The 21,970-nt window shown below is 47.2% G+C and carries 19 protein-coding genes and 1 pseudogene; 9 read left to right on the top strand and 11 right to left on the bottom strand.

Features of this window, described 5'->3' with window-relative positions; all coding sequences use genetic code 11:
- Positions 1–424 precede the first annotated feature (424 nt).
- The 5 genes from xdhA to AB4493_RS02835 all read left to right on the top strand — a co-directional run bounded on the left by xdhA (position 425) and on the right by AB4493_RS02835 (position 7,767).
- Positions 425–1,870 (top strand): xanthine dehydrogenase small subunit, encoded by a 1,446-nt coding sequence (xdhA, locus tag AB4493_RS02855; RefSeq protein ID WP_372154485.1) that lies wholly within the window; start codon positions 425–427, stop codon positions 1,868–1,870.
- Complete coding sequence (gene xdhB / locus AB4493_RS02850; RefSeq protein ID WP_102548098.1) at positions 1,863–4,268, top strand: xanthine dehydrogenase molybdopterin binding subunit; 2,406 nt, start codon at positions 1,863–1,865, stop codon at positions 4,266–4,268. The genes xdhA and xdhB overlap by 8 nt, the downstream gene beginning before the upstream one ends.
- A 54-nt stretch (positions 4,269–4,322) precedes the next feature.
- Positions 4,323–5,204 (top strand): xanthine dehydrogenase accessory protein XdhC, encoded by an 882-nt coding sequence (xdhC, locus tag AB4493_RS02845; protein WP_017630713.1) that lies wholly within the window; start codon positions 4,323–4,325, stop codon positions 5,202–5,204.
- A gap of 59 nt (positions 5,205–5,263) precedes the next feature.
- Positions 5,264–6,598 (top strand): guanine deaminase, encoded by a 1,335-nt coding sequence (gene guaD / locus AB4493_RS02840; protein WP_076667187.1) that lies wholly within the window; start codon positions 5,264–5,266, stop codon positions 6,596–6,598.
- 287 nt (positions 6,599–6,885) lie between these two features.
- Positions 6,886–7,767 (top strand): AEC family transporter, encoded by an 882-nt coding sequence (locus AB4493_RS02835; protein ID WP_004732869.1) that lies wholly within the window; start codon positions 6,886–6,888, stop codon positions 7,765–7,767.
- Here the strand turns inward: AB4493_RS02835 and AB4493_RS02830 are convergent.
- The 10 genes and pseudogenes from AB4493_RS02830 to puuE all read right to left on the bottom strand — a co-directional run bounded on the left by AB4493_RS02830 (position 7,764) and on the right by puuE (position 14,681).
- Positions 7,764–8,288, bottom strand: a complete 525-nt coding sequence (locus tag AB4493_RS02830; protein ID WP_102320850.1) for a hypothetical protein — start codon at positions 8,286–8,288, stop codon at positions 7,764–7,766. The genes AB4493_RS02835 and AB4493_RS02830 overlap by 4 nt on opposite strands.
- A gap of 267 nt (positions 8,289–8,555) precedes the next feature.
- Entirely contained in the window at positions 8,556–9,029 is a 474-nt protein-coding gene (locus AB4493_RS02825; RefSeq protein WP_017064997.1) for a GrpB family protein, read from the bottom strand.
- A 16-nt stretch (positions 9,030–9,045) separates the two neighbouring features.
- Positions 9,046–9,285: a hypothetical protein gene (locus AB4493_RS02820; RefSeq protein WP_372154484.1), complete on the bottom strand. Its 240-nt coding sequence runs from the start codon at positions 9,283–9,285 to the stop codon at positions 9,046–9,048.
- A gap of 96 nt (positions 9,286–9,381) precedes the next feature.
- Positions 9,382–9,471 (bottom strand): annotated as a pseudogene (locus AB4493_RS02815) (AraC family transcriptional regulator); the annotation flags it as partial.
- Positions 9,472–9,518: 47 nt separating this feature from the next.
- Positions 9,519–9,791 carry a DUF4282 domain-containing protein gene (locus AB4493_RS02810; protein WP_017064999.1) on the bottom strand — a complete coding sequence of 91 codons (273 nt, stop codon included), beginning with the start codon at positions 9,789–9,791 and terminating at the stop codon, positions 9,519–9,521.
- Between the two features lie 393 nt (positions 9,792–10,184).
- Entirely contained in the window at positions 10,185–11,504 is a 1,320-nt protein-coding gene (locus AB4493_RS02805) for a urate hydroxylase PuuD (protein WP_108093595.1), read from the bottom strand.
- Between the two features lie 14 nt (positions 11,505–11,518).
- Positions 11,519–12,079: an ureidoglycolate lyase gene (locus tag AB4493_RS02800; protein ID WP_017061598.1), complete on the bottom strand. Its 561-nt coding sequence runs from the start codon at positions 12,077–12,079 to the stop codon at positions 11,519–11,521.
- Between the two features lie 14 nt (positions 12,080–12,093).
- A complete protein-coding gene (gene alc, locus AB4493_RS02795) occupies positions 12,094–13,080 on the bottom strand; it encodes an allantoicase (RefSeq protein ID WP_017069066.1) in 987 nt (328 codons plus the stop codon).
- Positions 13,081–13,203: 123 nt separating this feature from the next.
- Complete coding sequence (gene uraD, locus AB4493_RS02790) at positions 13,204–13,719, bottom strand: 2-oxo-4-hydroxy-4-carboxy-5-ureidoimidazoline decarboxylase (protein ID WP_372154483.1); 516 nt, start codon at positions 13,717–13,719, stop codon at positions 13,204–13,206.
- Positions 13,720–13,745: 26 nt separating this feature from the next.
- A complete protein-coding gene (puuE, locus tag AB4493_RS02785; RefSeq protein WP_372154482.1) occupies positions 13,746–14,681 on the bottom strand; it encodes an allantoinase PuuE in 936 nt (311 codons plus the stop codon).
- A 411-nt stretch (positions 14,682–15,092) separates the two neighbouring features.
- Between puuE and uraH the strand changes: the two genes are divergently transcribed.
- From uraH to AB4493_RS02765, 4 genes are all read left to right on the top strand, one after another.
- The gene (gene uraH / locus AB4493_RS02780) at positions 15,093–15,446 is read left to right on the top strand and encodes a hydroxyisourate hydrolase (RefSeq protein ID WP_048611819.1); all 354 of its coding nucleotides are present in this window, start codon (positions 15,093–15,095) and stop codon (positions 15,444–15,446) included.
- Between the two features lie 245 nt (positions 15,447–15,691).
- Positions 15,692–17,035 carry an NCS2 family permease gene (locus AB4493_RS02775; protein WP_076667210.1) on the top strand — a complete coding sequence of 448 codons (1,344 nt, stop codon included), beginning with the start codon at positions 15,692–15,694 and terminating at the stop codon, positions 17,033–17,035.
- A 262-nt stretch (positions 17,036–17,297) separates the two neighbouring features.
- Positions 17,298–18,749, top strand: coding sequence for a nucleobase:cation symporter-2 family protein (locus AB4493_RS02770; RefSeq protein WP_017076964.1), 1,452 nt, complete (start codon positions 17,298–17,300; stop codon positions 18,747–18,749).
- A gap of 173 nt (positions 18,750–18,922) precedes the next feature.
- Positions 18,923–20,284: an 8-oxoguanine deaminase gene (locus AB4493_RS02765; RefSeq protein ID WP_102332257.1), complete on the top strand. Its 1,362-nt coding sequence runs from the start codon at positions 18,923–18,925 to the stop codon at positions 20,282–20,284.
- An 86-nt stretch (positions 20,285–20,370) separates the two neighbouring features.
- On the opposite strand, the gene AB4493_RS02760 is transcribed toward AB4493_RS02765, so the two are convergent.
- The gene (locus AB4493_RS02760; RefSeq protein WP_372154481.1) at positions 20,371–21,807 is read right to left on the bottom strand and encodes an amidohydrolase; all 1,437 of its coding nucleotides are present in this window, start codon (positions 21,805–21,807) and stop codon (positions 20,371–20,373) included.
- Positions 21,808–21,970 lie beyond the last annotated feature (163 nt).

The raw sequence follows: 21,970 nt of genomic DNA, 5'->3' as shown, positions 1-21,970 counted from the left end.
GTTAACAGATGGTTATTAACAATACAGGAGAGAAGTAAGCCTCTGCATTTACTTCTCTTTTTTATGCCCTCTCCCCTAAAAATAAAGGCGACGATCGGCTCACATCCATCTAAAACACTGCCGATTCTAGCCTCAACAACGATCTTAGCCTCTACAGAATCACTCCCAACAGTGCCATAAATCTTGTCTTTATCTTGTATACATAGCTATCCATTCATTCACACCATAAAACTGTTCAATCTCAATCCAAACCCTTATAAAACAGACGACTATGACCAAAATTAAATTGTATACAATTCACGACAAGCCATCTTTGTTGCATTTTTGTAAATAAATAGTTGACCACAGGGTCAGGATGGATAATTATTGACCTAGAAGTCAAAAAGAATACACATGGAAATATGTCGATTTACAAGGAGGTCTCTTGATTACTTTTTTGCTCAATCAGGAAATAAGACGCGAAGATAATCTGTCGCCAAATATGACAGTGCTCAACTACCTTCGTACCAAGATAAATAAGACGGGTACAAAAGAAGGTTGTGGGTCGGGCGACTGTGGCGCATGTACGGTAGTTCTGGGTGAAGTGGTTGATGGACAACTGCAATACCGCTCGGTGAACTCTTGCCTTACGTTCGTTTCAGCGCTGCATGGCAAGCAACTGATCACAGTAGAAGATCTGCAAAATCGAGATCGCTCATTGCACCCAGTGCAAAAAGCGGTGGTTGATTTTCACGGTTCACAGTGTGGTTACTGCACGCCGGGCTTCATCATGTCGATGTTTGCGCTAGGCAAAAACAAACCCGATGCGAGCAAAGAAGACGTCATGGAATCACTGGCGGGTAACCTATGTCGTTGTACAGGCTACCGACCAATTGTTGATGCTGCGATGTCACTTTCAACAGACCAACCTTTGATCGACCAATTTGCTGAACTTGAACGCAACACCATCAAGAAGCTAGAAAGCATTCAAGACACTGAGGCCAACTTACGCCTTGGTCACCTCACCGCTTTTTCCCCAAAAAGCACCGATGAGTTGGCCAAGCTTTTTCAAGCCCACCCGAACGCTAAGCTGGTTGCTGGCGGTACGGATTTAGCGCTGGAAGTGACGCAATTCCATCGCGAGATTGAAACACTGATCAGCGTAAACCTTGTTGAAGACATGAAGGTATGCGAAGAAACCGACATCGATTTAATTATTGGTGCCAACCTGCCTATCAGTGACTCTTACGCACTACTGAAAAAGCACTACCCAGATTTTGGTGAACTGTTGCATCGCTTTGCTTCACTGCAAGTGCGTAACCAAGGCACGATTGGCGGTAATGTGGCGAATGCTTCACCTATCGGTGATACCCCTCCTCTGCTGATTGCTTTGGACGCGAAAATCAAACTTCGCTGCGGAGACGAGTCACGCACGATGCCGATTGAAGATTACTTCATCAGCTACAAAGTGACGGCGCAAAAAGAGAGTGAATTCATCGAACAGATCATCATTCCTAAGCCAACCAACGACAGCTTCCGAGCTTACAAAGTGTCGAAACGTTTAGACGACGACATCTCTGCGGTGTGTGGCGCGTTTGATATTCAAATCGAAGATGGCAAGGTTTCTTACGCTCGTATCGCCTTTGGCGGTATGGCTGCAACGCCTAAGCGCGCAGCGCGTTGTGAAAAGACGTTATTAGGCAAACCGTGGACAGACGCTAATATTAAGTTAGCGATGCAGGAACTGTATAACGACTTTGAGCCGCTCTCTGATTTCCGTGCAAGCCAAGAATACCGTTCATTGTCGGCGGCCAACATGCTGCGTCGCTACTTCATTGAACGACAGAACAAAAACAACCAAATCGAAACAAGGGTAACGTCTTATGTCTAAATCAAATTCCTCTGGTCACAAGAGCAATGCGATGACCCACGAAGAGATGGTTACCATTGCAAAACAAGACCTAAAAACTGGCGTAGGTAAAAGCGTTAAACACGACAGTGCAGCCAAGCAAGTCACGGGCGAAGCGGTATACATTGACGACCGTCTAGAGTTCCCAAATCAGCTGCATGTATACGCACGCCTGAGCACGCAAGCGCACGCTAACATCACCAAAATAGACCTATCTCCATGTTACGAATTCGAAGGTGTGGCAATTGCTATTCAAGCGAAAGACGTACCGGGTGAACTGGATATCGGCGCCATCCTACCGGGTGACCCACTGCTTGCTGATGGCAAAGTAGAATACTACGGTCAACCTGTGATTGCCGTGGCAGCTAACGATTTAGAAACTGCACGTAAAGCCGCACACGCTGCAATCATTGAATATGAAGAACTGCCTGCGATTCTTGATGTAAAAGAAGCGCTAGAGAAAGAACACTTCGTAACAGAAAGCCACACTCAACAACGTGGTGACTCGAAAGCCGCACTGGCAAAAGCGAAACACGTGATCTCTGGTGACCTAGAGATCGGCGGCCAAGAACACTTCTACCTAGAAACCCAAATCAGTAGCGTGATGCCAACCGAAGACGGCGGCATGATCGTGTACACCTCGACTCAAAACCCGACCGAAGTTCAAAAACTGGTTGCGGAAGTGATTGGCGTACCAATGCACAAAGTCGTGATTGATATGCGTCGTATGGGTGGTGGTTTCGGTGGTAAAGAGACTCAAGCGGCCTCTCCAGCGTGTATGGCTGCGGTTATTGCTCACCTCACCGGTCGTCCAACCAAAATGCGTTTGCTGCGCAATGAAGACATGCAGCAAACCGGTAAACGCCACCCGTTCTACAATCAATACACGGTCGGTTTTGACGACAATGGTGTGATACAAGGTGCCGACATTACCGTTGCAGGTAACTGTGGTTACTCACCAGACTTATCAAGTTCTATCGTAGACCGCGCAATGTTCCACTCAGACAACGCCTATTACCTAGGTGATGCAACTGTGGTCGGTCACCGATGCAAAACCAACACAGCGTCGAATACCGCTTATCGTGGCTTTGGTGGCCCGCAAGGCATGATGACCATCGAGCACATCATGGACGAGATTGCGCGTTACCTGAAAAAAGATCCTTTGGAAGTACGTAAGGCGAACTACTACGGCGAAGAAGGCCGTAACGTAACCCATTACTACCAAACCGTTGAAGACAACTTTTTACCTGAGATAACCGAACAGCTTGAACGCAGCAGTGACTATCACGCACGTCGTAAAGAAATCGCTGAGTTCAACAAGCAAAGCCCTATCTTGAAGAAAGGCCTTGCTATCACACCCGTGAAATTCGGCATCTCGTTTACTGCGACTTTCTTGAACCAAGCAGGTGCGCTCATCCATATCTACACCGATGGCAGTATTCATTTGAATCACGGTGGTACGGAAATGGGGCAAGGCTTGAACATCAAAGTGGCACAAATCGTTGCACAGGAGTTCCAAGTCGATGTCGAACGTATCCAGATCACCGCTACAAACACAGACAAAGTTCCGAACACATCACCAACCGCAGCCTCATCGGGCACCGACCTCAACGGTAAGGCCGCGCAAAACGCCGCAATGACCATTAAGCAGCGCCTGATTGACTTCGCTTCTTCGCACTTCAAAGTGTGGCCTGAAGAGGTGGTGTTTAAGAACGGCATGGTGCAGATTCGCGACGAGATAATGACCTTCAACTCATTTGTTGAACTGGCTTGGTTTAACCAAATCTCGCTTTCGAGCACTGGTTTCTACCGCACTCCGAAGATCTATTACGATCACGAGAAAGCACGCGGTCGCCCGTTCTACTACTACGCGTACGGCGCTTCTTGTTCAGAGGTCATCATCGATACCCTAACCGGCGAGAACAAGATTCTGCGTGTCGATATTCTGCATGACGTGGGCGCTTCACTGAACCCTGCGATTGATATCGGCCAAGTCGAAGGTGGCTTTGTGCAAGGCGTCGGTTGGTTAACAACGGAAGAGTTGGTTTGGAACCAGCAAGGCCGCTTGATGACCAATGGCCCTGCAAGTTACAAGATCCCTGCGATTGCTGATATGCCAATTGATTTCAGAACGCACCTTTTAGAAAACCGTAACAACCCAGAAGACACCGTCTTCAACTCGAAAGCCGTGGGTGAACCGCCTTTCATGTTGGGTATGTCGGTATGGAGCGCACTGAAAGACGCCATTAGCTATGTCGCCGTCGATGGCGCGATTCCTAAGCTCAACACACCTGCAACGCCAGAACGTATTCTGATGGCGATTCAGGAAGTCACTGAAACGGCTCCGACTTCGGTCGATGCTCAATCAGAAACGGCTTAGGGCTCATATCGATCGTTTAGCTTGAGAAGCATAAAAAGGGATTTAGGAGGACATATGTTTAAGGATAATTGGATTCACGAACTGGCAAAACTGGAAGAGAACTACGAACCGTGTGTGATGGTGACGGTTCTTGAAGACAGAGGCTCCGTTCCACGCGATGCGGGCACAAAAATGCTTGTCACTCGTGACCGAATCATCGCTACGATTGGTGGTGGTCACCTTGAACATGTGGCCACCAAAATGGCTCGCGAGATGCTGATTGCCAGCGAAAAATCGCTCAAAGTGGAACGCTTCAACCTAGGCGCTCGCTTAGGCCAGTGTTGTGGCGGAATGGCAACACTAAGCTTTGAACCGATTGGCACTCAACAGAACCACCTTGTGCTGTTCGGCGCAGGCCATGTTGCCAAAGCGCTGCTGCACATTGTCGCGACCCTGCCCTTCCGTGTGACCTGGATTGATGAACGTGAAGAAGTATTCCCTGAAACATTGCCACACGGTGTGAAAAAGCTTGTCTCAGATGATCCGGTTGGCGAAGTGAAACACATGCCACCGAACAGCTATTACCTTGTGATGACCCACAACCACCAGCTTGATTTCGATTTAACCAAAGCCATCATCGACCGTGAAGACAGCCGTTACTTTGGCATGATTGGTTCTCTGACTAAGCGCAAGAAGTTCGACTTCCGCTTAGAGCAACGCGGCTATAGCCAAGAGCAAATTGAAACCATGATTTGCCCAATTGGTATTAGCGCTGTGAATGGCAAACACCCTGCCGAAATTGCGGTGTCGGTTGCGGGTGAACTGATCGCACACTATCAAGGCCAAGCACTTGAACAAAAGCGCCCAACCAAACAATATCGAAATCAGGATTTGACCGATCAACACAGTCAACCAAGCGACGTAGGCGAACCACCATTGGAAGAGAAGATCGCCTAATAAAAGTCGCAAAGCTTCAGTGGCCATAACGTCGCTGAAGTCATTAAAAGGAAGTAAACATGACAACGCAACGCAAAGCTTATCGCGCCAGTATTTTACACAGCGTCGCCGACCCAAAAGACGTCGGCATCGATGAGTCTTACGACTATTTTGAAGACGGTGTTTTAGTGGTTGAGAACGGCCATGTCGTCGACTTAGGCCATGCGGACGAAGTATTAGCGCGCCAACCTAAAACACTCGAAGTAAAACAATACAAAGACAAGCTGATCACCTCTGGTTTTATTGATACGCACATCCACTACCCTCAGACAGGGATGATCGCGTCTTACGGTGAGCAACTTCTTGATTGGTTAGAGAACTACACCTTCCCGGAAGAAAAGCGCTTCAAAAACCCAGTCTACGCACACAAAGTGGCGAAGCTATTCCTAGACGAATTGGCAAGCAACGGCACCACCACTGCACTCGTATTTGGCACGGTACACAAAGAGTCGGTCAACGTGTTCTTTGAAGAAGCTGAGAAGCGTAACCTACGTATGATCGCGGGTAAGGTTCTGATGGATCGCAATGCGCCAGACTACCTCACCGACACTCCAGAATCAGGCTATGCAGACTCAAAAGAGTTAATCGAAAAGTGGCACAAGCGCGGCCGTTTGCACTATGCCGTAACGCCTCGCTTCGCGCCAACCAGTACACCAGAACAACTTGCTACTGTAGGTAAACTGCTAGAAGAATACCCAGACGTGTACATGCACACTCACCTTTCAGAAAATGAAAAAGAGATCGAGTGGGTGAAATCGCTATTCCCAGAGCGCGACAGTTACCTAGATGTCTATGACCACTATGGTCTGCTACACAAACGCTCGGTATTCGCGCACGGTATTCACCTATCAGATTGCGAATGCAAGCGCCTCGCGGATACCGATTCGGCAATCGCCTTCTGCCCAACTTCGAACCTATTTCTAGGCTCAGGCTTATTCAAGCTACCGAAAATGGAAGAGCACGGTATTCGTGTCGGCATGGGTACCGATGTAGGCGCAGGCACCAGCTTTTCAATTCTGCAAACCATGAGCGAAGCCTACAAAATCATGCAGCTTCAACAAGAGAAACTGCACCCAGCCAAATCACTGTTCTTAGCAACTCTAGGTGGCGCACGTTCGCTGCATTTAGAAGACAAGATTGGTAACTTGGAAGTCGGCAAAGAAGCGGATTTCGTGGTGTTGGATCTACACGCGACACAGCTGATGCGCTTTAGAATGGAACAAGCCACCAAGCTTGAAGAAAAACTGTTTGTACTAATGAGCTTGGGTGACGACAGAACCGTTAGCGAGACTTACATCTACGGCGAAAAAGCTTACGACGTGAACTTCAAAGATTACAAGAAGCTCGTTAGCTAGACTTAAAACCGAGTAACAATCGCTAGACAGCGACAGCCGTCGTTAATTAAAAATCCGTCCAGATTTATCTAGCCTTTAAAGACCAGTTGCTGATGCCACTGGTCTTTTTTGTGCTTCATTCAAAGAAATATAAATTAACCGCTCACAGACAACGATCTTCGGTGACGCCAACTCATTATATTGATAGGTTAATGTTTATACATCTCGACTTCATACTTCACTTTAGCGTCTCTCTAAAACATTCGTTTCTCAGCTAAATGGAAGCACCCAATCTAGAAAGGAATTCTATGTTCGAACAGGTCGTCAGCATTCTGTTTCCCGTTTTTGCTTTAGCCAGTGCTGGCTTTGCGGTGGGTCGTTGGCTCAAGCCCGATTTCAAACCGATCAATCGCATCAACATGGATGTGTGTATTCCTGCGCTAGTATTTGCATCGCTGACCACCATGCCTCTCGACACCGAACAACTGCCACTCATCACCGCCTCTTTGGTCGCGGTATTGGTGCCTGCTTTATTGATGATACCAATCTGTAAGATCTTTAAGCTCAACTTCAAAGCTTGGGCTCCGCCACACATGTTCCGCAACAGTGGCAACCTCGCGATTCCCCTATTCACGTATACCTTTGGTGAGAGTGCATTAGCCCCTGCAGTACTGCTGTTTGTGGTATCGGCGTGTGTTCATATTAGTGTCGGTTTAGCACTGCTGAGTGAAGGTAACCCGATCAAACAGATCCTCAAGATGCCGATATTCTTAGCCGCAGCATTAGCGATGACGCTCAACCTGTCTGGAATTGCAGTCTGGAATCCAATCTATGAAGCCACATCGCTACTCGGCCAAGCAGCCGTGCCTATCATGCTGTTGTCGTTGGGTTCGCAAATGGTGAACTTGAAGCTAAGTGGATTAAAAGTTGGCTTGCTGTGTACGGCTCAATCGCTGTTCACTGGTGCCATCGCCTTCGCCATCATCTACTTCTTTATCCCGCTGCCAACGCTGCACCTACAAATGATGGTGCTGTTCACCATGCTGCCACCTGCCGTGATGAACTACCTGTTTGCAGAAAGGTTCAATGTCGAGCCTCCCAAGGTCGCATCTATGGTGTTGTTCGGCAACTTCCTGAGTGTGGTGACTTTACCTATCTTGCTGTCATTCGCGCTGTCTATGTCGAGTTAATTGTTTACGCACTTATCCAGTTTAAGCTCTGCCGTCACTTTAGTAAGGCGCAGAGCAATAGCGAAACAGACTAAGTAAGGACTCACATACCAGAAGAGGCTTTCTAATGGCTGCTTCACCTGCGCTTCTCTGGTTTTTATGTATTGGTTTTTCTGCATCTCATACTGACTCAGCATACCATCCACCCACACGGCATCACTTTCCACCAGCGATACACTAGGCGCAGGAACTGTAAAATCCGATGCGTTGGGTAACAAGGTGAAATCAACGTCTTTGAACGTGATCGCCGTATTCAAATACCACAAACACGCTTCATGGTGCTGAGCGTGATTATCCAAAGATGGTTGACCTGTGCAGGTATCACTTCGCAGCTTATCCAAAGAAAACTGCTGAACCGATTCTAAAATCGCCACCGCTCTGGTTTGTTCGGTTTCAACCCAATCGCCCGCTACTTTCGCACGAATCTCAGACACCGCACCCAGCATCCCGATACCCGCCAAGAACGGCCATAAATAATCCATGAGCTTCCATTTTCGTCGGCTCAAGTTGAACCCACACCAAATCGGAAGATGAAAAAGGAGCGTTAGCCCAAGCGATAGCAAAACGAAATTCAAAGAGCTAGAGAGCATGAGTTCGCTATCAAAGAAGTTCTTCATAATGAGAGACTTGCCTGTATAACAAAGAGAAATTTGATACTAAATTCGATATTTGAAAAGAGTGTAAGAGGAAAGTAAAAACAGCACAAAAAGTTAGGATTTGGATGAATAATATCCAATCGAAACTTGTTGTTATTTCAAAGCCAACACATGCTCGATAAAAGCCGACTTCTTTTCACGGTACTCTTCTTGCGACCAATCTTCACAAGACATTTTGAGGGTGTTGTATTGCTCCACTAATTCCGGATCCGCACGTAGCTTGTCACGAAACCTTAGAAAACATTCGAACTCAGAACCATTGGCAACTACTTGCAAGGCCACGTCATGTCCTGATGTAGACTCCAACATGCACAGTTCCGGCGTTCTTAAGGTATCGAGTTTCTCATTGAAGCCGAGTGTTGTGAGTTGTTCAATGGCGTACTCAAGTTCACTCGATTCAATACCGACGAATATATCCAAGTCGCCTTTAGATACTGCAGATGGAATAGAAGATGCGCCTACGTGCTCAACTCTCGCATTAAGGATTAGCTTTTTGATGTCACGTTCGTATCGGACAAACAGCTCGTTGCAAGCCGCTTGGTATTGTTCCGCAGGGTAAAATTTCATATATCTTCACTCCGAATCACAAACTATTGAAGACACCAATTGCTAACAGAAGCAACACGATACTAATAGCTCCGATATAAGAGATTCTGGTTCGCTCTTTGTCGGTTGGAATCAATGGGGGAAAGCGCCCTAGTGTGAATACTTTACAGACTATCCAGCCAGCTCCGCAACCAATGAACTCAATCAAGATCGACTGAAACAGATACCTAAAGAATGAGCTCAATGCCCTAAAATACGCGACTATCAAGTCTTCCATTTTTTGTCCTAAGTAAAGTCAATTTGGACTAAAAATGCCATGGGTAGAGATTCATATCAAGAGCCTTATACAGGACTGCGCACGCAATGAATCAGTTTAAACGTAAGTACTTACTATCGACATGCAATGATTCACAGAGTCTTCTTTCTCACCAACAGGCGCAACATAGTGAATTGCAGCTTCGGCATGTTAGACAGCTAACATCGAAGTGTTAGCTGTCACGCATCTGAATACTAGGCTTCAGTCTCGCCTTTTAAGTCCTTTAGAGACTGCAGGTTTTCATTAATTTTGAAGATAACTATCATCAATTCACACCAAATTCTCGCACCTATAGCGCCGCCTAATATCGTAAACGCACCAAGAATAAACTTCTCAAATGTTACGCCTCCATATCCTCCAAACATGGTTGCTAGTCCTGAAACTACAGCGATTAGCAACAACAACCAATATAGGCCAGTAACTAACTTAGGAGTTAACATTGAGTCGAACGAAAAAACTGATTTCATTACTATATTTCCTTATTTTTTATGAAATTTATACTTGGGTATCTAACTAGTTCTTTGTGAATATTCGCAATCAAAAGCTTTGAATTTCAACAAGCTTTCCTTTCAGAACATACACATACCAAACATACAGCCTAAATTTCATGACCAACAACAATTTATATGCAACTAAATATGTCATGTAACGCAAATATCGAACTCACGTCGGTGGGTTCATAAAACTATTAAGGATGCATACTAATAAAGTTTCTAATATGCCTTTGTCCAAAAACAACAAAAAGCCCCGGTTATAGGAACCGGGGAAACAGGGTGGGATGAGTTTGGCGCGTGCCCGTAAACCAAACTCTCCCCAAGCCTCACCTAAGACTCATGCTCTTAGGTGAAGGATTCACATCATTATTGAAGCGTAGCGCCTTGCTCTACCCAAGTACCGATGAGTGCGCGCTCTGCGTCGGTCATTTGAGTCATGTTACCAAGCGGCATCACCTTAGTTGTTACTGTTTGAGCAACAATCCTTGGTACGTTGGCTTTAATCTCTTCTGGGGTATCAAACATCACACCGGCTGGCGCAGCAGCAAAAGCGGCGTGGCTCGGGGTTGATGAGTGACACACAGAACAGCGCTCTTGAATGACTTTGTTGATGGTTTCAAAGCTTACGCCTGCGCTAGCCGCTTGCATTGCGTGGTCTGCTGGTGCGGCCTGAGAACTAGTCGTCGTTGACGCGGTGTCGTTTGCAGCAAGTTCTTCTGTCGCCGATTCAGTCGCGCTTACTTGCACTTCTTGAACCACTGGTGCTTGTACAACCGGAGTCATCTGTTTTTTCGCGTAAGGTGAGGTAACAAACGCGAGCGTGATCATACCCAATGCCGCTACAGGTACTGTCCAGGCAAACTTCTGGCTACCATGACGGGTGTTGAAGTAGTGACGCACCAAGATACTGAAGATCGCTAAGCCAGCAAGGATCAGCCAGTTGTATTCCGAGCCATAAGTGCTTGGGAAGTGGTTACTGATCATGATGAACAGCACTGGCAGTGTCATATAGTTGTTGTGACGAGAACGCAGTAAGCCCTTCGCTGGCAGTGCCGGATCCGGTTCGCGCTTCTCTTCAATCGCTTTCACCAGGTTGCGCTGTGCAGGCATGATAACGCGGAATACGTTACCCACCATGATGGTACCAATAATTGCACCAACATGAATGTAAGCACCACGGCCACTGAACACTTGGGTTAGGCCATATGTCGCAGCAACAAGCAGCACGAACAGCACAACGCCAAGCAACACGGGGGTTTTGCCTAATGGTGAGTCACACAGTAGATCGTAGATAAACCAACCGGCAACGAATGAACCAATACCAATCGCGATTGCCGTTGTTGAATCAAGGCCAGAGCCCGGTGCAATCAGGTAAATCTCAGCGTTTAGGTAGTAAACCACACCCAGTAGACACACACCGGTGATCCACGTGAAGTAGGCTTCCCATTTGAACCAGTGCAGGTGCTCTGGCATCTCGGGTGGCGCAAGTTTGTATTTTTCTAGGTGATAAATACCACCACCGTGAATCGCCCATAAGTCACCTGAAAGGCCCGTTTTAGGGTTAACTCGGTTAAGGTTGTTCTCTAACCAAACAAAGTAAAATGATGCGCCTATCCATGCAACACCAACAATCATGTGAGCCCAGCGTATTGCTAAGTTCAACCATTCTGTAATATGCGGATCCATAATAAACTCCTGTATCACAACGCTTTAGCTAAGCGTTGCTCTTCCTTGTTGTCTTCCGTTGGCATATCTTCCAAATGCAATGCCACTAGGTCGTTCTCAAAATAAACTTCATCACAGTTATGTCCTTCTCCGCCTCTATCGACGATCAAGAACTGGTCTTGATCGGTGAGGGCGAGCACTGGGTGATGCCACACCCCTTTGTGATAGTTCACTCCTTGACGACCGTTGCTCAAGAAAGCTCGGCTATTGGCTAATGTTGGATCGTCGCCTTTTGGCGCAACAACAATTAAATAGGGTTGACCAAGTAATGGAATGAATGCCTGAGAGCCAAGTGGATGACGCTCTAACATTTTGATGGTCAGTGGGTAGCTCAACGGTGTGGCTTGGAAGATGCTGATGATGGCTTCTCCATCTTGGTCTTGCACATCCGTTGTCGCTAGCTTGTGGTAGCGACGTGTTGATCCACTATTGATCATGAAGAAATCACTATTATCGGACTCGATAACATCGCCAAACTCTGCAAAAGCCTGCTTGGTTAACGGTTCGATAGATAAACGACGTATTCCATTACTCATACTCATTTCCTTACCTATTTCGCTTTCGTACCAAACAGACGCAAACGGCTGATACCACCATCTGGGAATATGTTTGCACGTACGTGGGTAATCGCACCAAGGTCGTTTACCTCAGAAATGAATTCGTGAATCTCATGCGCTTGCAGCTTTTGTGCTGGCAAGAGTTCACGCCAAAATAGGCTTTGTGTTTCCACTTGGTCGTCGGTGCCACCTTTCACGTAAGCCGCTTGGATTGAGCAGCTGTCTGGGTAGTTACCTTTGAAATGAGCCGTATCCACTACGATGCGTTCGATGTTGCCTGGGTGGCCTAGTGCCACGATAACCCAGTCGTTACCTGGTGTGCGACGACGTGCTGTTTCCCAGCCATCACCCATGTTTTCACCACGGCCTGGGCCTAAGATGTTGGCTTTGTTGCCGTAGTGCTCATCGCTACATGCGAGTGCTCGGCCACCGTGTTCAACGGCTGCTAGGTCAACTTGTTGCTGAGAATCTATTGCGTCCCAATCCACGCTTGGTCGGCCATAAACACGTAGACGTGCGACACCGCCGTCTGGGTAGATGTTCAAACGTAGGTGCGTAAATACTTGGTCACTTTCGATGTCTTCAAGATGATGATGATCACCCTGTAGTGCCATTGAAGGCAGAATTTCTTGCCACTCTGTTGAATCTGTTGGCTCACCTTGTGGTGAATAACACGCGTCGATTGATGCCGAAGGTGGGAAGTTACCTGTGAAGAATGAGGTATCAATATCAACGCCAGCAATGGTGCCAGCTAGGCCAAGGCGAACGACACAGTAGTCGTAACCTTCGCCGCGTTTGCGTCTGCTTTCCCAGCCGTCCATCCACTTGCCGTTGTCGTCATATAAGTCGTCTTTCCACTCTGGCGCTGCGTGGCTGAGTAGACGGCTTTTATCTGCGAAAAAATCGTCGGTTGCGAAGATAGCTTCTGCGCCGAGTTTTTCGTCTGCAAGGTTTATGTACTGTTCAAATTTATGGGTCATGTCCGTGTAATCCTATGAAATTAATCAAGTAATAATAAAATGAGAACTTAGTGGCTTATGTTTTTACAAATCAAACCTTTAACGCACTAACACTGGGCTGAGATAGCTGTTAACTCCGTTAACTTACATATCCCAGAGACGAAACATCGCGATCTTGTTGATCTCTTGAATCGCCGTAGCAAACTCAGTTTCACTATCATTTCCTAATCGCATCTCGAACGACTCAAGAATTTGGTAACGATTGGCTCCCTTCACCGCCATGATAAAAGGGAAATTGAAGCGACTTTTGTAGCTGTTGTTGTAAGAAGTGAATTTTTCAAATTCTTCGGCGCTGCACTGGTCGATGCCCGCCCCCGCTTGTTCTTTGGTCGACGACTCGGTGAGTTCGCCGTTTACTGCTGCTCTGCCCGCTAAATCTGGGTGAGCATTGATCAAAGCCAACTGTTTGCCTTGGTCGGCATTTAACAAGGTTGATGCCATTTTTAGATGAAGATTCTCGATATGATCATCTTCGGCATTCAAACCTTGGTCATAAACCGCTTCAGCAACCCATGGGCTGTGTTCGTAGACATCAGCGAAATGAGCGACAAAGGTATCGCGTTCCATGGTTGTTGGTTGGCATGATCGAAATTCAGTCACGTATAGCCTCCTTGCTTCTCGCTTCGTTATTTTTTCTGTTGATAATTAGCTTGTTGTTGGTACGGGTGATGTTGGTGCCAGTGGTTGGCGATATCGATTCGACGACATAGCCACACGCTGTCATGCTGTTTTACGTAATCTAAGAAACGTCTTAATGCAGCAATACGACCGGGACGACCAATAAGACGACAATGCAGTCCTACCGACATCATTTTCGGTGCGGTTTCGCCTTCCATATAAAGGGTGTCAAACGTGTCTTTCAGATATTGGAAGAATTGCTCACCAGAGTTAAAACCTTGCGCCGTTGAAAAACGCATGTCGTTTACATCGAGTGTGTAAGGGATCACCAATTGCGGATGACCAGTTTCGGTGTGCCAATAAGGCAGGTCATCATCGTAGGCATCTGAGTCGTAAAGGAAGCCGCCCTCTTCTGCTATCAAGCGACGCGTATTTGGCCCCGTTCGACCGGTATACCAACCTTGTGGTCGTTGACCCGTCACTTGTTGGATAATCTCAATCGCCTTGGTCATATGATCACGCTCTTCTGACTCATCAATGTATTGATAGTCTATCCAGCGATAACCGTGACTACAGATTTCGTGGCCCGCTTCGACCATGGCTTTGGCAACATCTGGGTGACGCTCAATCGCCATTGCGACCGCAAAGACGGTCAGTGGGATTTCATATTCATCGAACAAGCGAAGAACACGCCATACACCCGCACGGCTACCATATTCATAGATGGATTCCATGCTCATGTGACGCTCGCCTTTGATCGGCTGTGCTGACGGGATCTCTGAGAGAAAGGCTTCAGACTCGTCGTCTCCATGTAACAAACAACGCTCACCACCCTCTTCATAGTTCAATACAAAAGAAACCGCGACGCGCGCATTACCTGGCCATTGAGGGTTTGGAGGGTTAGCTCCGTAACCGATCAAATTTCTTGAATAATCCTTATTCATCCAAGTACTCCTAACATAAGTGGTTGGCTTAGCCGCTCTTTCACTGGTTCATCAAAATGAATCAGTGAATGGATTTTCCAAAAACCGAGCAACCTTACCCCTGTACATTTATTGTATACAATTATTTATCTCAATGTAAAGATTTTGTTATTCAAGTTAATTTTAATCATCCAAACCATTTAAAAACAGGATCTTAACGATGAATCTCTCGACCAAAAACCAATAACACACATCTTTAAAGGCAGAAAAAACGACTAAATAGTTAACATTTCTCCAACAATTCGCTTTACTAATTGTATACAGTTCGTACATAGTTAGTGATAACAAAGTGACCAGTTGCATTCTTTGCAGGGTCGAATTACACAGATAAACCACGGAACAGAGGAGCGCCAAAAGCGCTATTAAAGGACTATGGGAAGACTAACAACACACGTATTAGACACTACTCACGGCTTACCGGGTGCAGAGATCAAGGTCGAGCTTTATAAGGTCAACGAAGGCTCAACAGAAAAACTGGCGACGGTACTCACCAACTCCGATGGCCGAACCGATGCGCCGATTCTGGCAGGAAATGATTTCCGACCGGGGAAATACCAATTGGTGTTTTACGTCGCCGATTACTACAGAAGCAAAGGCGTGGAGCTGGATGGCGTACCCTTCCTAGATGATGTGGTTATTCGCTTTGGTCTAGATGATCCAGACGCGCACTACCACGTTCCTCTTCTCGTCTCGCCTTACAGTTTCTCAACCTATCGGGGCAGTTAGTCCCGTGACCTAGAACTTCGAACTAGGCTCAATCACCAAATATTAAACAGATTCACGTGTACACCCCAAAGGTGTGCACCCACTAAACACGCTCATATAAAAATACTAACAACGTTATTAGTTAGAAGTTGATGACTAAACAACAGATAACTAAAGAAATAACGGCTAGGAAAAAACCTTAAAACTTAATATTGAAATCTCGCTGTATTCAATAAATGGATCACAACATAAAAGGACTTGCTGACATGAGTGAGAGTAAAACAGAAATACTCAACCAAGATGCGAACAACGGAATTTTAGAGAAGTTTTTTAAAATTAAGGCCCACGGAAGTAGCGTAAAAAATGAGTTAGTCGGTGGTGTCACTACCTTCGCAACCATGGCTTACATCATCTTCGTTAACCCACAAATTATGGCCGCATCGGGTATGGATGCAGGAGCGGTATTCGTCGCAACCTGTATTGGTGCAGCTATCGGTTGTTTGTTAATGGGGCTATTTGCGAACTGGCCTGTCGGACTTGCGCCGGGCATGGGCTTGAATGCCTTTTTCTCGTTCACGGTAGTAAGCGAAATGGGCTACAGCTGGGAAGTGGCACTGGGTGCGGTGTTTATCTCAGGTATCTTGTTTGTCGGGATGAGCTTCTACAAAGTCCGCCAATGGATCATTGAAAGTATCCCTGTGAGTTTACGTTACTCCATGACTGCGGGCGTTGGTTTGTTCTTAGGTCTGATTGGCTTAAAAACAGCAGGTATCGTCGTCGAAAACCCAGCAACTTTGGTTTCTCTAGGTGACTTCACTAAACCTGAAGCGCTACTGGCCGCTATCGCATTCTTGATCATCGCTGTTCTTAGTGAGCGTAAAGTCTTTGGTGCGGTGTTAATCGGTATTTTGAGTGTAACGCTAGTCGGTATGATGCTTGGTTTAGTGCATTACAACGGCTTCTTCGCGGCGCCACCAAGCTTAGCGCCTACGTTCCTAAAAATGGACATTATGGGCGCACTCGATGTTTCGATGATCAGCGTTATCTTGGCTTTCCTTTTTGTAAACATGTTCGATACCGCGGGTACTTTGATGGGCGTGGCTGAGCGTGCAAACCTAACTAACCCTGAAACAGGAAAAATTGAAGGCCTGAGCAAAGCGCTCAAAGCCGACAGTATCTCAAGTGTGGCAGGTGCGTGTGTGGGTTGTCCGCCAGTAACCAGTTACGTAGAAAGTGCAGCGGGCGTTGCAGCAGGCGCACGAACAGGCCTATCTGCGATTGTGGTTGGTGTGTTGTTCTTAGCGGCAATTTTCCTATCTCCACTAGCAGGCATGATCCCCGCTTACGCAACCTCTGGCGCGTTAATTTACGTAGCGTTCGTGATGATGAGCAGCATGCAGCACGTTGATTGGAAAGACTTCACCAACGGTGCACCTGCAGCTATTACTGCCCTGATGATGCCACTGACATTCTCTATCGCAAATGGTATCGCACTGGGTTTCATTACCTACACTGTGCTGAAACTGGCGACAGGCAAAACAAAAGACGTCTCGATTTCGATGTACTTCCTAGCCGCGATTTTTGTCGCGAAGCTCGTGTTCATCGGTTAATCAAATCGTTCTTGAGCCGTCGCTTAGACATTTGGTCATTTAGAGATGGCTCAAGAATGAGTGCTTGGTTTGTTCACAAGCCAAGCTATTAAGACACATGCTAGAACAGCATTTTTAAGAAAAAGCTAATAGTGCTAATCAGCGGAGTGCAGACGCATTCCGCTCGGTTAGTGCACCTTTTTTATGACCCTACGCAGTTTGTAGAAGTCATTATTTGACCGCCAGTCGCCTGTAAATGGAAACGCAGGCAGAGGAATATCAAATGAAACTTCTGTACACCCTAAATGAAAGACCGCCTCACGGCTTAACCTTTTTACTCGCATTACAGCACATGCTCGCCTCAATTGGTGGCATCGTCGCTGTTCCCCTTATTGTCGGCGCGTCAATTGGCTTGCCTAACACCGAGATCGTTTCGCTGATCAATGCTGCGCTGCTGGCGTCAGGTATTGTAACCGTCGCTCAATGTCTCGGTTTTGGCCCTGTTGGTATTCGGCTGCCCGTTGTGATGGGTTCGAGCTTTGCCTTTTTGGGCGTCGCCATTTCAATCGGCAATGAAGGCGGTGTCGCCGCGATCATGGGCTCAGCGCTTATCGGCTCGTTCGTGGTGATTGGTGCCAGCTTCTACATGGACAAGGTTCGGAAACTGTTCCCAACCGTGGTAAGTGGTGTAGTGGTTACCTTAATCGGCTTAACCATTTTACCGGTTGCCATGAACTGGGTCGGAGACTCTCCTGCCAACACAGAACAATTCGCCACGCTGCCAAAGCTGTTTCTAGCACTGATCTCTTTGGGGATTGTGGTCGGCGTATCGGTTTACTGTAAAGGCGCGGTTGCCGCTTCGGCCATCGTGATTGGTTTGGCGGGCGGTTACATTGTGGCGCTATCACTCGGCATGGTCGACCTTGAGCAAATCAGCTCTGCCGCTTGGGTAGGCGGTCCTGAACCCTTCAAATATGGCTTTACCTTTTCTGCGAGTGCCATCATCAGCATGAGCTTGGTGTACATCGTGGTTATCGCCGAAGCAACGGGGGACTTCATGGCATTAGGCAACAACTGCCAAACCCAAGTCAGCGGTAAAGACTTAAAACGTGGTCTATTGGGCGATGGCCTTGGCAGTACCTTATCCTCGATTTTAACGGCAATGCCACTGGCATCGTTCAGTCAAAACGTCGGTATTGTAGGTATCACAGGTGTAGCAAGTCGTTATGTTGTGGCTGCAACCGGTGGTTTACTAATTTTAGGCGGTTTATTCCCGAAATTAGCCGCTATTGCCGTCACGATTCCGAAACCTGTTCTAGGTGGTGTGGGTTTTGTGATGTTCGGTATGATTGCCTACGCGGGTATCCGCATGTTGATCAAGGCCGCAGACACCAAGCGAAATGCCTTGGTAATCTGTGTTGGTTTAGCGTCTGGCTTGGCCGTCACTTTCGAACCAAGACTGCTACAACACTTGCCGCACGATTTGGCGAACTTCCTTCACTCGGGCATCACCACAGGCACCATTATGACGGTTCTGCTAAATCTTGTGTTACCAAAATCATCAAAAGCTGAAGAACAAGAAGCGTTAGCCGAGAGCCAAGCGCAAGTTGAGCTAGAAATGAAAGAACAGGCTGAAGAAGAGCTACACTCAGGCGAGCAATTAGAGATTCAACAAGCAAGTACAGAAGCAGACGTTCAAGCGGCATCAGAAAATCCTGATCCAAAAACGAACTAGCTGATTCTCGAACTAACGGGTTCACTGACTAACGTAAAACCGATTTCCGTAGGATCAGGGCTGATTACAACATCGAACGTTTTAACGCCCTGATTCGAATTTATCTTTCAACAGCAAATACCAATAAAGACCCTCTTCCCTGAAAAGGCTGAGATGGCTAAGGACTACTATGAATGGAAACCATCTGGATTAAGAATCCTCTCGCAATCTACACTGGCTCACTGGCTGATGCAGAAGGCGGTATTGTCATTAAAGGTAATACAATCATCGAGCTGGTTGGCAAACACAAAGAACCGACCTTACCCGTAGATTACAGCGTCGACGCCTCGCGTCATGTTGTGACTCCTGGGCTTATCAATGCGCACCACCACTTCTATCAAACCCTAACGCGTGCCTACCCCGGCGCACTGAATAAAGAACTCTTCCATTGGCTACAAAGCCTCTATCCAGTTTGGGCCAACCTCGATTCGGAGATGATGAGCCTTGCCACAGAGTTAGCTCTGGTTGAGTTGATGATGTCGGGCTGTACCACAGCGTCAGACCATCATTACTTGCTGCCAAACGGGCTAGAGCACGCCATCGATTTACAAGTCGAGGCCGCAGAGAAACTAGGTGTAAGAGCGATATTTACGCGCGGTTCCATGAGCCTTGGGGAAGATGAAGGTGGGCTACCTCCACGACACACCATTCAAGCCGAACAAACCATCATTGATGACAGCCAACGCTTGATTCGCGATTACCACCAGCGTGATGAAGGGGCGATGATTCAAATCGCACTCGCGCCTTGTTCGCCGTTCTCGGTCACCACCGATCTAATGAAAGAGACCGCCAAGATCAGTGAGCGTGAGAACGTGATGATGCACACTCACCTATGCGAAACGCTCGATGAAGAGGACTTCTGTATCGAGAAGTTCGGTCTACGCCCTGTCGATTACCTAGAAGATGTGGGCTGGCTGAATGAACGCACTTGGCTTGCACACGGCATTCACTTCAACCCAGAAGAGATCAAACGATTGGGCAAAGCAGGCATTGGCATCAGCCACTGCCCGACGTCCAACATGATGCTGGCTTCCGGTATTTGTAAGAACAACGACCTTGAAGCCGCTGGCGTTAAAGTCGGGCTAGGTGTTGATGGTTCGGCCTCCAATGACGGTTCGAACATGATTGCAGAAGTGCGCATGGCGATGTACTTACAGCGCCTGCAGTATGGCTCAGCCAACGTTTCACACTTCGACGCACTGCGCTGGGCAACGTCAGGCTCAGCACGCGCAATGGGCAGAACCGACATTGGTACACTAGAGGTTGGCAAACAAGCCGATATCGCGATGTTCAAGCTCGATGATATTCGTTTTTCTGGCAGCCACGACCCACTGGCCGCATTACTACTTTGTGGTGCTCAACAAGCGGATAAAGTGATGGTTGCAGGTAAGTGGCGAGTGAACGATGGCGCTGTGATTGGCGTAGACATGGAACAACTAATGCACCGCCACCATGCAGCTGCAATGAAGCTAGGTAAACTGGCGATGAATAATTAAATACTCTCTAACTAGAAAAGCGAAAAAAGGCCGACGTGATGTCGGCCTTGTTCATTCAGTTCGATTTTTAGAAACCGATTTACATCTTAATCCATCAAGCTCTTCGACTTAATCGCCTTCTTAGAAAGCTCTTTGGCAAAGGCTTTGATATCTGTTTCAAACTCATCGACGCTTTGGCGGATTTCATCCAGTTGAACGGTTTGCATTACACGGTTTTCCATTACGATTTGGCCGTTCACAATCGTCGTGTCGATGTTGCTTGGGTTCGCTTGGTAAACCAAGGTCGCGTAAGGGTCGTAATTTGGCATCATGTTCGCTGATGTTGTCTCTACAATCACGATGTCTGCCTTCTTACCCGCTTCAAGAGAACCGATTTGATCTTCCATGTGTAGGGCTTTCGCGCCACCTAAGGTTGCCATTTCAATCACTTGCTCAGGGATCATAATGGTGCGGTCTGAATGCTTTAAGCGCTGCATGTTAGCTGCGTAACTTAGAGTACGCATGATATCGACTTGGTTTGAGCTCATTGGGCCGTCAGTTCCTAAGCCAATGCGCATGTCGGCACGGTACATCTCCCAAGCAGGTGCAATGCCTGTCGCGCCTTTAGCGTTCGCCATTGGGTTGTATGAGATCCCTGCGTCAGCTTGCTTTAGAAGCTTTTGATCGTTCTCCGAAAGATGGATACCGTGAGCAATGACTACGCGCTCGTCCAGCACACCAATTTCATCCATGTATTCGACTGGCGATGTTGCCTTAGTTTCATCTTTGATGCGTTTCTCTTCATTTGGGAATTCAGCAACGTGAATCAGCACCGGCACATCGTATTGAGCAGACAGCTTGTTGATTTCTTGCAGCTTATCTTTGCTCACGGTGTACACCGCGTGTGGTGCATAAGCAGGCGTGATTAGCTCATCGTTTTTGTATTGTTCGATAAAGCCTTTGGCGTATTCAATGCCGCCGTAAGGTTCTTTGGCATCGACCACTGGGAACTTAATCACGGTTTCGCCGAGCACAGCGCGTAAGCCGACTTCTTTGGTCGCCTTGGCCATTTCATCCATGTGGTAATACATATCGGCATAAGTGGTTACACCGCTTTGTGCTAGTTCGATAGAGCCAAGCTTGGTTGCGTTGTAAATCAGTTCACGGCTTAGCTTTTCGGCTTCTAGAGGGAAGAAGTAAGCGAACAGACGATTCGAAATACCCTCTTCCCCTAAGCCACGAAACGCGATCATCGGTAAATGGTTGTGTGCATTGACCATGCCCGGCATAACGATTCCATCTTGAGCATCAATCACTTTTTCTGCGCGATATTGAGTCATTAAATCCTCGGTACCGACTGCGATGATCTGGTCGTTTTTCACTACAACAACACCATCTTCAATCACATCCATTTCTGAATTGATGGTGAGAACCTGTCCGTTGGTGATGATCAGATCAGCGTTGTATGTTTGCGTCGCGACCGTTGAACCGCAACCTGCAAGCAGAACTGCGCTGATGGTGCATGCCAAGCTTTTAAGCGTCATTGCTAAACCTTAATGTTGTGCGTGTAATATTGTTAGCGGCTTCATCTATAAGTTTCCAGCTTTTCGCTTTTCAGAAGAGTAAGTGCCGCCAATTTTCGCGATACTATAACCTGTCATTTAAATAAAATGGCATACCTAATCGAACCGAATTCAAGATAAATGA

Origin of the sequence: Vibrio sp. 10N.222.55.A1 (genome assembly GCF_041473835.1) — a bacterium.
Taxonomy (GTDB): domain Bacteria; phylum Pseudomonadota; class Gammaproteobacteria; order Enterobacterales; family Vibrionaceae; genus Vibrio; species Vibrio crassostreae_C.
This window is presented reverse-complemented; position numbering and strand designations above follow the sequence as displayed.

Coding starts and splice junctions, on each gene's coding strand:
- xdhB (WP_102548098.1), top strand. CDS start 1,863: ATGTCTAAATCAAATTCCTCTGGTCACAAGAGCAATGCGATGACCCAC.
- xdhC (WP_017630713.1), top strand. CDS start 4,323: ATGTTTAAGGATAATTGGATTCACGAACTGGCAAAACTGGAAGAGAAC.
- guaD (WP_076667187.1), top strand. CDS start 5,264: ATGACAACGCAACGCAAAGCTTATCGCGCCAGTATTTTACACAGCGTC.
- AB4493_RS02835 (WP_004732869.1), top strand. CDS start 6,886: ATGTTCGAACAGGTCGTCAGCATTCTGTTTCCCGTTTTTGCTTTAGCC.
- AB4493_RS02830 (WP_102320850.1), bottom strand. CDS start 8,288: ATGGATTATTTATGGCCGTTCTTGGCGGGTATCGGGATGCTGGGTGCG.
- AB4493_RS02825 (WP_017064997.1), bottom strand. CDS start 9,029: ATGAAATTTTACCCTGCGGAACAATACCAAGCGGCTTGCAACGAGCTG.
- AB4493_RS02820 (WP_372154484.1), bottom strand. CDS start 9,285: ATGGAAGACTTGATAGTCGCGTATTTTAGGGCATTGAGCTCATTCTTT.
- AB4493_RS02810 (WP_017064999.1), bottom strand. CDS start 9,791: ATGAAATCAGTTTTTTCGTTCGACTCAATGTTAACTCCTAAGTTAGTT.
- AB4493_RS02805 (WP_108093595.1), bottom strand. CDS start 11,504: ATGGATCCGCATATTACAGAATGGTTGAACTTAGCAATACGCTGGGCT.
- AB4493_RS02800 (WP_017061598.1), bottom strand. CDS start 12,079: ATGAGTAATGGAATACGTCGTTTATCTATCGAACCGTTAACCAAGCAG.
- alc (WP_017069066.1), bottom strand. CDS start 13,080: ATGACCCATAAATTTGAACAGTACATAAACCTTGCAGACGAAAAACTC.
- puuE (WP_372154482.1), bottom strand. CDS start 14,681: ATGAATAAGGATTATTCAAGAAATTTGATCGGTTACGGAGCTAACCCT.
- uraH (WP_048611819.1), top strand. CDS start 15,093: ATGGGAAGACTAACAACACACGTATTAGACACTACTCACGGCTTACCG.
- AB4493_RS02775 (WP_076667210.1), top strand. CDS start 15,692: ATGAGTGAGAGTAAAACAGAAATACTCAACCAAGATGCGAACAACGGA.
- AB4493_RS02770 (WP_017076964.1), top strand. CDS start 17,298: ATGAAACTTCTGTACACCCTAAATGAAAGACCGCCTCACGGCTTAACC.
- AB4493_RS02765 (WP_102332257.1), top strand. CDS start 18,923: ATGGAAACCATCTGGATTAAGAATCCTCTCGCAATCTACACTGGCTCA.
- AB4493_RS02760 (WP_372154481.1), bottom strand. CDS start 21,807: ATGACGCTTAAAAGCTTGGCATGCACCATCAGCGCAGTTCTGCTTGCA.